The 12,815-nt window shown below is 75.3% G+C and carries 11 protein-coding genes; 7 read left to right on the top strand and 4 right to left on the bottom strand.

Annotated features, from left to right (window positions below):
• Positions 1-2: 2 nt before the first annotated feature.
• From ACTWP5_RS30700 to ACTWP5_RS30690, 3 genes are all read left to right on the top strand, one after another.
• Complete coding sequence (locus ACTWP5_RS30700) at positions 3-641, top strand: ATP-binding protein (RefSeq protein WP_443224447.1); 639 nt, start codon at positions 3-5, stop codon at positions 639-641.
• A gap of 176 nt (positions 642-817) precedes the next feature.
• Positions 818-1,390: a hypothetical protein gene (locus ACTWP5_RS30695; protein WP_443224446.1), complete on the top strand. Its 573-nt coding sequence runs from the start codon at positions 818-820 to the stop codon at positions 1,388-1,390.
• Between the two features lie 210 nt (positions 1,391-1,600).
• A complete protein-coding gene (locus ACTWP5_RS30690; RefSeq protein ID WP_443224445.1) occupies positions 1,601-2,803 on the top strand; it encodes a hypothetical protein in 1,203 nt (400 codons plus the stop codon).
• Here ACTWP5_RS30690 and ACTWP5_RS30685 read toward each other — a convergent pair.
• Positions 2,800-3,708, bottom strand: a complete 909-nt coding sequence (locus ACTWP5_RS30685; RefSeq protein ID WP_443224444.1) for a M23 family metallopeptidase — start codon at positions 3,706-3,708, stop codon at positions 2,800-2,802. The two genes, ACTWP5_RS30690 and ACTWP5_RS30685, sit on opposite strands and share 4 nt — an antisense overlap.
• 20 nt (positions 3,709-3,728) lie before the next feature.
• Complete coding sequence (locus tag ACTWP5_RS30680; RefSeq protein WP_443224443.1) at positions 3,729-4,262, bottom strand: ArsR/SmtB family transcription factor; 534 nt, start codon at positions 4,260-4,262, stop codon at positions 3,729-3,731.
• A gap of 69 nt (positions 4,263-4,331) precedes the next feature.
• On the opposite strand from ACTWP5_RS30680, the gene ACTWP5_RS30675 reads away from it, so the two are divergent.
• Complete coding sequence (locus tag ACTWP5_RS30675; protein ID WP_443224442.1) at positions 4,332-7,691, top strand: ATP-binding protein; 3,360 nt, start codon at positions 4,332-4,334, stop codon at positions 7,689-7,691.
• Positions 7,692-7,723: 32 nt separating this feature from the next.
• On the opposite strand, the gene ACTWP5_RS30670 is transcribed toward ACTWP5_RS30675, so the two are convergent.
• Together ACTWP5_RS30670 and ACTWP5_RS30665 are read right to left on the bottom strand one after the other, a co-directional pair.
• On the bottom strand, positions 7,724-8,497 hold the full coding sequence (locus ACTWP5_RS30670; RefSeq protein ID WP_443224441.1) for an ABC transporter permease: 774 nt from the start codon (positions 8,495-8,497) through the stop codon (positions 7,724-7,726).
• A gap of 122 nt (positions 8,498-8,619) precedes the next feature.
• Positions 8,620-9,612: an ATP-binding cassette domain-containing protein gene (locus ACTWP5_RS30665; protein ID WP_443224440.1), complete on the bottom strand. Its 993-nt coding sequence runs from the start codon at positions 9,610-9,612 to the stop codon at positions 8,620-8,622.
• 329 nt (positions 9,613-9,941) lie between these two features.
• Between ACTWP5_RS30665 and ACTWP5_RS30660 the strand changes: the two genes are divergently transcribed.
• The 3 genes from ACTWP5_RS30660 to ACTWP5_RS30650 all read left to right on the top strand — a co-directional run bounded on the left by ACTWP5_RS30660 (position 9,942) and on the right by ACTWP5_RS30650 (position 12,762).
• Complete coding sequence (locus tag ACTWP5_RS30660; RefSeq protein WP_443224439.1) at positions 9,942-10,769, top strand: alpha/beta fold hydrolase; 828 nt, start codon at positions 9,942-9,944, stop codon at positions 10,767-10,769.
• A gap of 167 nt (positions 10,770-10,936) precedes the next feature.
• The gene (locus tag ACTWP5_RS30655; RefSeq protein ID WP_443224438.1) at positions 10,937-11,608 is read left to right on the top strand and encodes an RNA polymerase sigma factor; all 672 of its coding nucleotides are present in this window, start codon (positions 10,937-10,939) and stop codon (positions 11,606-11,608) included.
• Positions 11,605-12,762, top strand: coding sequence for a CU044_5270 family protein (locus ACTWP5_RS30650; RefSeq protein ID WP_443224437.1), 1,158 nt, complete (start codon positions 11,605-11,607; stop codon positions 12,760-12,762). Before ACTWP5_RS30655 ends, ACTWP5_RS30650 begins: the two co-directional genes overlap by 4 nt.
• The last annotated feature ends 53 nt before the right edge of the window (positions 12,763-12,815 follow it).

Here is a 12,815-nt window from a genome sequence, read left to right as displayed (position 1 = left end):
CCATGGCATCCACCAGGACCGAGACCTCCCAACCGGGCGCGAGAGTCCGCCACCGGCCCACCTGGCGGGAGTTCGCGTTGCCGGCGAGCCGCGAGTCGGTGGCCGCCGCGCGTCGGCTCACCCGCCGTCAGCTGACGGGCTGGGGCGCCGACGACGAGAGCCGCGAGACGGCCGCCCTGGTGCTGTCGGAGCTCTTCACCAACGCGGTGCTGCACACCGACAGCGAGCTCATCGTGTGGGAGGTGCGCAAGGAGTGGGGCGGCGCGGGCGAGGAGGTGTACCTGGAGGTGACGGGCCACCGGCCCGGGCACGCCAGGGCCACGCACCACCGCCTGCCCGAGGAGGAGCACGGCCGTGGGCTGCTCCTGGTCGACGCCGTGAGCACCGCCTGGGGGATACGCGACGGCCACGACGACGGCTGGTCGGTCTGGGCGCGGCTGCCCCTCGTCGTCGCGGGCGGGGCGTGTGCGACGACCGCGTCGGGTGTCACGGCCCTGCCGGCCTCGCCGGCCGTGCCGGCCCTGCGGGCCCGTCACGGCGTTCCCGCCCGGGGTGTTCCCGCACGGGGCGTTCCCGCGCGGGGCGTTCCGGCTCGGGGCGTGCCGACCGCGCGGGTCGCCCCCGCCGCGAAGGGGGACTGAGTGACCACGAGGAACGGGGAGCCGCACCCGGTGGCGCGCCGGCCGGGCTGGGCGGGCCAGCCCGGCCGGCCGCGCTGTACGCGTTCGCCACGCGTCACGTCCGGGCTCGCCGGCACGGCGCCGCCGCAACGGGGCTGCGGCGGCGCCGACCACCCGCCGGCCGGGCTGACCACCTGATGTCCTGGCGAGATGGTGGCAACAGCAGCGGACCCGGCGGGGGTCACGGACACGGACACGGACACGCCGGCGGCAACGGACACGCCGGCGGCAACGGCACCGACCGGGCGGGAGCCAGGGGCAACGTCCACGGCGCGGGCCACCGGGCGTGGGCACGGCACGCCCTGACCGCCCCTCCCCGGGTGAACCTCACCCGGGCCGTCCCACGGTGGCAGCGTCTGCGGCTCCCCTCCGCCCTGCGCGCCCCCCTCGGGTACGACGCCGTCGGCGTGACCCCGTGGCTCGGCGCGCGCGTCCGTCGCGCCCTGCCCCGTTCGGGCTGCGTCTTCACCGACACCGAGCGGTGGTGGTGGATCGTGCCGGCCGGGACCGACGTCGGCATCGCCTGGCCGGCGGTCGCCCACTACGCGGTCGGCGGCGTGGTCGCCACCCCGGGAGCGTCCCGCGGCGGTCCGTGCCTGACCCACTGGCCCGAGGACAACGTCCCCTACACCCACCCGATCCTGCTGTACGTCGTGCTGTGCGACGCCCTCGGCGTCCCGCCCGACTGGAGTGGCCCCATGGCGTCCTGAAGTCCGAGGACGCGGCAGGCTCACGTCCGCCGCCTCCTCCCCCGCCTCCTTCTCGGCTTCCTCCTCGCCTCCCTACTTCACTGGCGTCACCGGCCTCGGCGACCGCCCGCGGGGCGTGGCCCGTTCTCGGTAGGCTTCCCTTTCCGCATGGCGGGGCAGCGCGCCCAGCGCGGCCGTGCCGGACGTCAGTGTGCCGAAAGAGGGTTGGGCATGGGGGAGAAGCTGCGGCTGGTCGACGTCGAGCACATACCCACGGACAGGCTCCTCCCGCTGATCACCGACAGTTTCGACAACCTCGTGACTGTCGCCATAGCAGAGGCGACCAACGGCTACATACCGCAGCGCACCCGCCGCCTGTTACGCAAGGCGGAGTGGCGGCTCGACTGGCAGGACGCCCTGATATGCGCCTGCGGGGAGCTCCAGGTCGCCGCCGAACGCATGCGGTACCTGGGCGACCCCCGGCTGGACGCCACCGAGCACCGCCTGCGCCGCGTCCGCCTCCGCCGCAACGAGGCCAGCGTGCTGGCCAAGAAACTGCGCCGCAACGACTTCAACAACAGCCGGGAGCGCAAGAGCGGCACCAGCGCCCACCTCACCGCCCAGGGCTGGCTGCGCACCGCGTTCCCCGACGAGTACGCCGAGCTCGTACGGAAGGAACGCGCCCGCCGCTGCCTGGGCGACGAGCCCCGCGAGCCCTCCTTCCGCGACGTCCACGAACAGATCGAGTACGCCTGCGCCCACGGCCAGATCGTGGCCCCCCGCAACCCGCACGTCGACGCGCTGCTCTCCGCCGACGACACCGCCGTTCGCCTGGCCGCCGCCAACGACGCGAAGGACCAGGAGGAACGCAACACGGCGCTGCGCCACCCCCTGCTGCTGGGCCGTTGGGAGAACGCCCTGCGCGAGCTCGGCGAGATGGCCGCGGAGCGCGCCCAGGCCGAGACGCCCCACGCCCTCGGCACCCTCCCCGACGAGTTCTACTCCCTGCCCAGGGACCGGGCCATCGGGGTGCTCAACGCCCGGCGCTTCCTCGCCGCCATCCAGCAGCGGCGCCTGGAGTACAAGCGGTACCTGCGGCAGATCACCCAGACGCTGCGCGAGCGGGCCCGGCAGAACCCGCACGTCATCGCGTTGGCCGAGGCCAAGGCGACCGCCAGCCAGCAGCTCGTGGAACGCCACCCGGAGGAGTACGCCTTCATCCGCGCCGAGCTGCGGCCGCACGAGGAGCACGACGGCTTCCTGCCGATGGCGTTGGCGACCAGTCCGCAGCGGGCGGAGATCAAGCGTCACGTCCTGACGGCGCTGGCCGACGGCACGTGGACGCGGGCGGTCACGGCGAACGGGCCGTCGGAGGCGGGAGCGGGAACGCTGGCGGAGGCGCGAACGGAGGGGCGGGCCCGGGACAGCCTTTAGGGGACCTGGGGGACCGGGGGGACCGGGGAGACGGGGTCGGGGATCACGTCGACGTGCTGGCCGTTGGCCGGTACGGCCATGCCGCGCCAGCTGAACGGGATGCCGCGGGCGGCGTCCGGGTTCGGGTGGTCCATCAGCTGGAAGTGCAGGTGCGGCTCGGTGGAGTTGCCCGAGTTGCCGCAGCGCGCGATCGGCTGCCCCGCGCTCACCCGGTCCCCCGGCCTGACGGTCGCCGAGCCGCGCTGGAGGTGGGCGTAGAGGGCGTGGGTGCCGTCGCCGAGGTCGAGCACGACGTGGTTGCCGATCAGCCAGCCGGCGCCCGACAGGTCGCGCACCAGGGCCTCGACGAGGAAGAGGTACAGCATCGACGGGCCCGAGGTGCGGCTCATGTGGTCGCGTCGCCAGTCGCTGACCCGCACGACCGTGGCGTCGGCGACGGCCAGCAGCGGCCGGCCGAACGCCGGGTACGCGCTGCTGCGGCGCACCAGGGGCCACGCCCAGCGGAAGGGGGGCCGCACGCCGTCGGCCGCGTCGGCCGGCTCCGCCACGAGGTCGATCGCGTACGTCTGCCCGTAGGCGCGGGTGTGGTGGCTCGGCACCCGGGTGGCCGGGCTGTTGAGCGCCTGCCACCGACCCGTCACGGGCGGCTCGACCTCGACGGGCGTGCTTCCCGTCTCGCCCCGCCGCCGCAGCCGGCCGGCGACGACCACCGCGGCGAGGCCGAGCAGCAGCGGCCCGAACTCCGCCAGGCTCGGCACCTCGGTGGAGCGGTCCGCCACGACCATCACCACGAAGGTCACCATCAGGCAGCGGGCGAGGACCGTGACCGTCCTGATCGTGCTGTGCCCGCGTCCCGCCGTTCCCTTCACGCCGCTCACGCCGCTCACGTCACTCGCGTTACTCATGTCCTACGTCCTCTCGTCGGTCAGGGGCGCGACGCGACCAGGGCCACCAGCAGCGGGACGACGCGCACCGGCGGCACCTCGTACCGGCCGCGGCCGGCCGTGTGCAGCCAGCCCGCGGCCGTCAACTGCCGCAGGTGGTGGTAGATCTGACCCGTCGTGCCGAGGTCCGCCAGGGCCGCGAGCTCGGCGACGGCCCGCCGGCCGCCGAGGATCTCCCGCAGCAGCCGCATGCGGACCGGGTGGCCGAGCGCCGCGAAGGACTCGGCCACCTCGGACCAGTCCGCGTCCAGCACCGCCTCCGTGGCCAGCCCGTACTGCCACTCGTACGCCTCGCCGGTGGGCAGCCGGACCGCGCCGGTGAACAGCACCGCGCCGTCGGCCACCCCCGCGTCCGCCATCCGCTCCTTCAGCCCGGTCAGCGCCCAGAAGTCGGCCGCGGGCAGTGCCCCGGCCCCTCCGCCGTCGCCGCCGTCCTCCGAGGCGCCGGCGGAGGCGCGCTCCTCCAGCTCCGCGACGCGACGTTCCAGCTCGGCGACCCGCTCTTCCAGCTCCACGATTACGAATATACGTAAGTACGTAGCAACGGACAAGTTCCCGTCGGCAGAGCGGGCTAGTCTGCCGGGGTGACCTGCGAGCTGATCCTCCTGTCGGGGGCGGCCCACCGGGGCCGGGAGATCACCGGCCGCCGCCTGCGGTGGCTCCTCGCGCTCCTCGCCGACGACCTCCGCACCGGTCACAGCACCGGACACAGCGCAGCTCACCTCGTCGCCGGCCTCTGGCCCGAGGGCCAGCCGCCGCCGCGCCACCCCACCAAGGCGCTCCAGATCCTCGTCTCCCGCGCCCGCGCCCGGTTCGGCCACGAGCTGATCGTCTCCACCCCCACCGGGTACCGGCTGGGCCTGACCGCGGAGCAGGTCGACGCCTCCGCCGTCCTCCTCCACGCCCGCGCCGCCGAGCGGGACGCCCGCGCCGCCGACCACGGCGCGGCGCTGGCGCACGCCGAGGCGGGGCTCGCGCTCTGGCGGGGGCGGACACCCGCCGACGGGCCCGAGGACGCGGCGCCGGACGACCCGTTGGCGGCGCTGCGGGCCGCCCGCGCCCCGACGCACCGCGCGCTGCGCCGCGCCCGGGGCCTGGCGCTCTCCCGCCTCGGCCGCCACGCCGAGGCGTACGAGGCGCTGGCCACCCTCACGCGCGAGCGCCCCCGGGGGGAGGGCGACGACGACGGCGGGAGAGGCAGCGGGGCCGGCGGCGGGAGCGGCGACGGTCGACGCGTGCACGACGAGGAGGTGCTGCTCGCGCTGCTCCGCAGCGAGGCGTCGGCCATCAGCGTCGCCGCCGCGCTCACCCGCTACGAGTCCTACCGCGCCGCGCTGCGCGACGCGCTCGGCACCGACCCGGGCCCGGAGCTCAGAGCCCTCCACCAGGAGCTGCTGCGCGGCGAGGCCCCGGCTCCGCCCCCCGTCCGCCACGGCGTGCCGCACGAGCCGAACCCCCTCCTCGGCCGCGACGACGACCTCGCCGCCGTGGCCGCGCTGCTGCGCGCCTCCCGCGTCGCCTCGGTCGTCGGCCCCGGCGGCCTGGGCAAGACCCGGCTCGCGCAGGCCGTGGCCCGCCGCGCCCCCCACCACGTCGTGCACCTCGTGCCGCTGGCCGGCGTCACCGACGACGAGCACGTGGCGGGGGAGGTCGCCGCCGCCCTCGGCGTCCGCGAGTCGCCGCGCGGGCCCGACCTGCTCCCCGACCTGCTCTCCGGCATCGTCGACGCCCTCACCCCCGGCCCCGCCCTGCTGGTGCTGGACAACTGCGAGCACGTCCTGGCCGGCGCCGCCGAACTCGTGCGGGCGCTGGTCGCGGCGACCAGGGCGTCGGAGCTCGGCGTGCTCGTCACCAGCCGCGCGCCGCTCGGCCTGTCGTCCGAGGCGGTCCACCCGCTGCCGGAGCTCGACGTCGCCACGTGCGCCGAGCTGTTCCGCCAGCGCGCCCGCGCCGCCCGCCCCGGCGTCGACCTGCCCGACCGCGCCGTCACCGAGCTCTGCCGTCACCTCGACGGGCTGCCGCTCGCCGTCGAGCTGGCGGCGGCGCGGGTGCGGGTCATGTCGGTCGCCGGCATCGCCGAGGGGCTGCGGGACCGGTTCGCGCTGCTGCGCGGCGGCGCGCGGGACGCGCCCGCGCGGCACCGCACGCTCCAGGCGGTCGTCGACTGGAGCTGGAACCTCCTCGACCCGCGCGGGAGGGCGGCGCTGCGGGCGTGGTCCGTCCTCCCCGGCGGCTTCACGACCGACACCGCCCACGCCCTCCTGGGCGGGGGCGGCGGCGAGGAGCCGGACGCGGTGGAGCTGCTGGAGCAGCTCGTCGACCACTCCCTGGTGAAGGTGACCGAGACCCCCCTCGGCGTCCGCTTCTGGATGCTGGAGACCGTGCGGGAGTTCGGCGCGGCGCGGCGCGTGGAGCACGGCGAGGACGAGGCCGTCACCGATCGCCTCCTCGCCTGGGCGCGGCGCTTCGGCCACGCCCACCACGAACGGCTCTTCCAGGCCGAGCCCTACCCGCACGCCCAGCGCGTCCGCGCCGAACAGGACAACCTGCTGCGGGCGTTGCGGCTGGCGCTGGACCGTGGCGACGGCTCGGTCGTCGCGGCGGTCACCGCCGTCCTCGGCAGCCTGTGGACCATCGACAGCAACGCGACCCGCATGTGGTTCCTGCTGGAGGACACCCGCTGGCCGCTCTCCCACCACCGGCCCGACCCCCGCACCGACCCCGACGCCGTCGAGGCCGCCAGGACGGCGGCGGCGGTGAGCGCGTCGCTCACCCTCATGGGCGTGGGCCCGTCGGACCCGGGCACGCTGCGGTGGCTCGCCACGCTGCGCCGCCTGCCGCCCGCCCCGCCCGACACCGCCGGCCGGGCGCTGGCGTCGGTGCTCTCCGAGGCCCGCGAGCTGTTCGGGCGCGACCCGGCGCCGTTGCTCGCCCGCTGCGACAGCGAGCCGCCGCTGGTCGCGGGCGTCGCGCGCGGCGTCGCGAGCTACCGCGCGGCCGTCGAGGGCGACCTCGACGGCGCGCTGCGTGCCGCCCGGCGGATGCCCGAGGCGTTCGGCGAGGCCGCGTTCCCCTGGCTCCACGCCATGTCGCACGCGCGCATCGGCGAGCTGTGCCTCCAGACCAACAGGAGCGAGGAGGCGCGCCGGCACCTGGCGGCGGCGCTGCGGGTGCAGGAGCGGCACGGGGAGTACGGCGACGTCGTCGGCATCCGGTGGGGCATGGTGCTGGCCAGCCTGCAACTCGGCGAGGTCGAGGCGGCGGAGGAGTGGCTGGCGCGGGCCACGCGCGGCGCGGCGGGCGGGGACGTGGCCGGCGGGGACGTGGCCGGCGGGCAGGAGTCGGACCTCGCGGCGCGCGCCGAGATCGCGCTCGCGCGGGGCGAGGTCGAGACCGGCCTGCACCTGTGGCGGCAGGCCACGGCGCCGCCCTCCGGCGACGGCGCCGTGCTGGCGGAGCCGTTCCTCCTCCCCTGGGCGTTGGCGCTGAAGGCCGTCGCGGTCACCGCGCACGCGCGGCACGGCAGGCTCGACCTCGTCGAGGAGATGGCGGCCGAGCTCCCCGGCCGGCTGGCGCAGCTGCTGGACAACCCGTCCTTCGGCCAGTCGCCGTCGCTGCCCGACCTCCAGCTCGCCGGTGCCGTGCTGCTGGCGCTGGCCATGGCGGAACTGGCCCGCCACGGCGAGGAGGAGGCCAGCCGCGCGCGGGCCGCCCGGCTGATCGCCCTGGCCGACCGCTGCTGCTTCCTGCGCGACTTCCAGCCCACGATGACCGCGGACCGGGCCCGCCGCGCCGCCGAGGAGGCCGACGCGGCGGCGTACGCGGAGGCGGTCGCCGCGTACGCCGCGCTCGACCGGGACGGCCTACGGGCCGCCGCCCGCTCCCTGCTCGGACCCGTCGCCGCCCCGGGCCCGGTCGACTGCGGCGGAACGGTCGTGTCCTGACGCGAGGTGGCGTCCCGTCCGGTGACGCTCGGTCAGGTGACGGGGCCACGGTTGAACAGCCACCGGCCCCACGCGTAGCCGAGCACCGTGATCCCGACGCACCACGCCACCGCCAGCGCCCCGTCGCCGCCGATCCCCCCACCCGTCAGCAGGCCACGCAGCGTCTCGATGACCGGGGTGAACGGCTGGTGCTCCGCGACCGGCCGCAGCCAGCCCGGCAGCGACGCCAGCGGCACGAACGCGCTGGAGAGGAACGGCAGCATGAACGACACCGGCAGCACGTTGTTGCTCGCGGCCTCGGGCGTCCTGCTGGCCAGGCCGAGCCCCACCGACAGCCACGTCATGGCGAACGCCAACAGCGTCAGCAGCCCGAGCGCCGCCAGCCACTCGACGGCGTCCGCCGAGGCGTTGAAGCCCAGCAGCCACGCCACGCCGGCCACGAGCACGACGCTGACCATGGTCTGGATCATGCTCCCGACGACGTGGCCGGCGAGGAGGCAGGAGCGGGAGATCGGCATCGTGCGGAAGCGGGCGACGATGCCCTCGGTCATGTCGCTGCACACGGACACGGCGGTCTGGATCGAGCCCGACGCCACGGTCATCAGCAGGATTCCCGGCGCCAGGTACTCCAGGTACGCCTCCCTGCCGCCCCCGCCGCCGCTTCCCCCGCTCCCGTCCTGGAGTCCGTGGCTGATGCTGCCGCCGAAGACGTACACGAACAGCAGCAGGAGGAGGACCGGCATCATCACCGTGCCGAAGGACAGCGCCGGGTAGCGCAGCGCGCGCCGCACGTTCCTGCGGGTCATGGTGGCGGACTCCCGGAGGGTCCGCGCCAGCGTCGTCGTCCTCGTGAACGCGACCTCGGTCGCCGGAGCCGGAGCCGGGGTCATCGGCGTCGGGGCCGGAGCCGGGGTCGGGGCCGGGGGCGTCATCGGGCGTCCTCCCGCCCGCAGGCGCCGTCGCCGCCGCGTGGCCGGCCCGTCACGGCGAGGAACACGTCGTCGAGGTCCGGGGTGTGCACCGACAGCTCCGCCACGTCGGCGTTCGCCCCGTCGAGCACGTCGAGCAACGAACGCAGCGTCCGCACGCTGCCGTCGCTCGGCACCTGGAGCGTCAACGTCTCCTCGTCGGCCGCCCCCACCCCCAGCGCGCGGGCCACCGCCCGCCACGCCGCCGCGTCGGCGAAGCGCAGCAGCACGTGCCCGCCGGGCACGAGCCGCTTCAGCTCCGCCGGGGTGCCCTGGGCGACGAGCTCACCGTGGTCGAGCACGGCCACGCGGTCGGCGAGTTGGTCGGCCTCCTCCAGGTACTGCGTGGTCAGGAAGACCGTCACGCCGCCGCGCACCAGGCCGCGGATGATCTCCCACATGCCGCGCCGGCTGCGCGGGTCGAGGCCGGTGGTCGGCTCGTCGAGGAAGATGATCCGCGGCTCGCCGACCAGCGTCATCGCCAGGTCGAGGCGGCGGCGCATGCCTCCCGAGTAGGTCGCCGCCGGCATGCCGCCCGCCTCGGTGAGGTCGAAGCGGCGCAGCAGCTCGGCGGCGAGCCGTCGGCCCGCGCGGCGGCCCAGGTGGTGCAGCTCCGCCATGAGCACCAGGTTCTCCGCGCCGGTGAGCAGCCCGTCCACGGCGGAGAACTGCCCGGTGACCCCGATGGCCCGGCGGATGGCGTCGTCCGCGCGCCCGAGCTCGTGGCCCGCGACCCGCGCCCGGCCCTCGTCGGCGCTGACCAGCGTCGACAGGATCCGCACGGTCGTCGTCTTGCCGGCACCGTTCGGGCCGAGCAGCGCGAAGATCGACCCCTCGGGAATCGACAGGTCGACGCCGTCGAGCACGACCTTCTCCCCGTACGCCTTCCGCAGCCCGGACACCTCGATCGCCGCCGCAGCGGCCGGCGCGGGCGGGTCCGTCGCCCGTCCCATGTGCGCCCCCTTCCGTCTCGCTCGTCGCGCTCGTCGGCGCGCCACCGTTCGCCGCCGAGACTGGAGGAGGGCGGCCTCACGCCGGTTTCCGCGTGGTTTCGCGCCCACCCGGGGGCGTTCACGGGAGGTGACGGACGGCGTCCCTGCGTGCCGAGTTGCGGGGCGGGGTGGGCGCGCGACGATGGAGAAGGCGTACGCGTGAGGCTTCCGTCGGTACGGCGACGGAACGGATCGCCCTGCTGGTCGAGGAGTGGCACGGGTGCGTGCCGAGATCGCACTCGGCGACAACCACAACGAACACAACCACCACAACGACCAAGGGGGCGATCATGCCTTCGTGCACCACACGCGACGACGTGGAGATCTTCTACCAGGACTGGGGCCGGGGTCGCCCGGTGGTGTTCATCCACGGCTGGCCGCTCAACGGCGACGCCTGGCAGGACCAGCTCAAGGCGGTCGCCGACGCCGGCTTCCGCGGCATCGCCCACGACCGGCGCGGCCACGGCCGTTCCTCCCCGGTCTACGACGGCTACGACTTCGACACGTTCGCCGACGACCTCAACGACCTCCTCACCGACCTCGACCTGACGGACGTGACCCTCGTCGCGCACTCGATGGGCGGAGGCGAACTCGCCCGCTACATCGGCCGCCACGGCACGCGCCGGGTACGGTCCGCGGTGCTGCTCTCCGCCATCCCGCCGCTGATGCTGCGGACCCCGGAGAACCCCGAGGGCGTGCCGCAGAAGGTGTTCGACGACATCAAGGCCGGCATCCTCTCCGAGCGCTCGCAGTTCTGGCGGGACACGGCACCGAGCTTCTTCTCCGCCGACCGCCGCCACAGCAGGGCCACCCAGGGCAACCTGGACGCGTTCTGGTACATGGCGATGGCCGAGAACATTCAGGCGGGCGTGGCCTGCGTCGACGCGTTCTCCGCGACGGACTTCCACGAGGACCTGAGGGCGTTCGACATCCCGACCCTGATCGTCCACGGCGACGACGACCAGATCGTGCCGATCGACGCCACGGCCCGCAAGTCCGTCGAGATCATCCCGGACGCGGAGCTGAAGGTGTACGAGGGCGGCAGCCACGGCATCGCCCTGGTCCCGGGCGACAAGGAGAAGTTCACCTCCGACCTCCTCGCGTTCCTCGACCGGTGACCGCGGCGTCCACCGCCCGCGCCGCCTGACGACGGCGCCCCGCGCCGCGAGGCCGCCGCCCGCCCCCGCCCGGGGCGGGCGGCGGCGTTGTCCGGTTTCCTGGTCGTCGTACCTCGACTATGACGTGGATCACGGGAACCGGACGGGGTGCTCAGACACACCCGGGCATGGAGGCATCGCTGAACCAACGGGTGAGAACGGGCGAACTCGACGCCTTTGACGAGATATACGACGCCCACGTTCGCGTGGTGTTCGCACACGCCCTACGCTCCACCGGCGACCGGCACCAGGCCGAGGACGTCGTGTCGCTGACGTTCCTGGAGGCGTGGCGACTGCGGGAGAAGCTGCGCGGCGAGGTGCTGAGCGTGCGGGCCTGGCTGCTGGGCATCGCGACCAACGTGCTGCGCAACCGGGCCAGATCCGCCCGTCGGCACCGGGACGCGCTGGCGCGGCTCGCGCCGGGTGAGGCGGTGCCGGACATCGCCGACGAGGTGGTGGGCCGGCTCGCGGACGGCGAACAGCTGGCGGCGGCGGTGAGGGCGCTGGCCCAGCTTCGCCGCAGGGAGCGGGAGGTGTTCACGCTCTGCGTGTGGTCCGGGCTGAGCTACGCCGAGACCGCCGCCGCGCTCGGCGTGCCGGTCGGCACCGTGCGCTCCCGCCTGTCCCGGGCGCGCGCCCGGCTGGAGACGCTGACGCGGGACGAGCTGCGCAGGAGCCGCACGCCCCGTCCCGCCGCCGAGCGCACCGTCGCGACGAGGACGGAACCACTCACCGCAGAAGGACACATATCGAGCAGCCGCGACCACGCGGCCCCGACACGGAAGGGACAGACCAGGTGAACTCCGCACCCAAGCCCTCGTCCACGCCCGAGCCCTCGTCCAAGCCCGCGCCCGCACCCGCGTCCGCGCCCTCGTCCGAGGAGCGAGCCGACGCCGACGTCGCGCGGCTGCTCACCCTCCTGCCGGACCCGGCGCCGGGCGAGGCCGGCATGGCCCCCGGGCGGCAGGCGCACCTGCGGACCGCCCTGCGAGCCGAGTACCGCCGCCTCACCCCACCCGAGGGGGCCAGGAGCCGTTCGCGTCGACGGACGACGTGGATCCTCGCACCCACGGCCGCCGCCTGCGCGCTGGCGATCACGGTGGGGCTCACCTCGCTGGGAACGGACGGCACGGGCGGCACGGACGGCGCCAACGGCCCGGGGGGCGCCGGGGGCGAGACGCCCGGGATCGGCCAGCCCGCCACCCCGACCGCCGCGCACCTGCTCCACCAGGCCGCCCGTTCCGTCGCCCGGAGCCCGCAGGGCCCCCCACGCGACGACCAGTACACCTACGCGGCCATCACCGGCTTCACCCACGTCCAGGTGGGCGACGGCTCCTCGTTCACCACCGAGCGTGAGGAGACGCGCGGGGAGCTGTGGACCTCGGTCGACGGCAGCGCGCCCTCCCTGGAGCGCGAGGACGACGGCGACAGGTGGACTCCCGCCCCGGCCGAACCCTCGCTCTCCCAGCCGACGTACCGGCTGTTGGAGAGCCTGCCCACCGATCCCGAGGTGCTGCTCGACCAGATCTACGCCGAGGCCGAGCGCCGGCACGAGGAGGGCGGCGAGGGCCGCTTCGACCGGGACCAGGGCGCGTTCGAGCTCATCGGCACGCTGCTGTCGATCGGTCCGCTCCCGCCGCAGACCGCCGCCACCCTCTACCGGGCCGCCGCTGACATCCCCGGCGTCATCCTCCTGCCGGACGCCGAGGACGCCCTGGGCCGCGAGGGCGTGGCCGTCGCCCGGGAGCGCGACGGCTGGCGCCACGAGTGGCTCTTCGACGAGGACACCACGCGCCTGCTGGGCCTGCGCACCGTCCTCACCGAGCCGAGCGAGTTCGGCGAGGCGGGCACCGTCTACGACTCCCTGGCCATCTCGCGGGTGGGCGTCGTCGACGAGGCCGGCGAGATCCCACGGGGCGCGGCGCCCGACTCGGGCACCGGCACCGGCGCCTGATCCCGCGCGGTGGGGGGGGGGGGGGGGGGGGGAATCCACACAACCAAACCCAC

The organism is Streptomyces sp. 4N509B, assembly GCF_052245655.1.
GTDB lineage: Bacteria > Actinomycetota > Actinomycetes > Streptomycetales > Streptomycetaceae > Streptomyces.
This window is presented reverse-complemented; position numbering and strand designations above follow the sequence as displayed.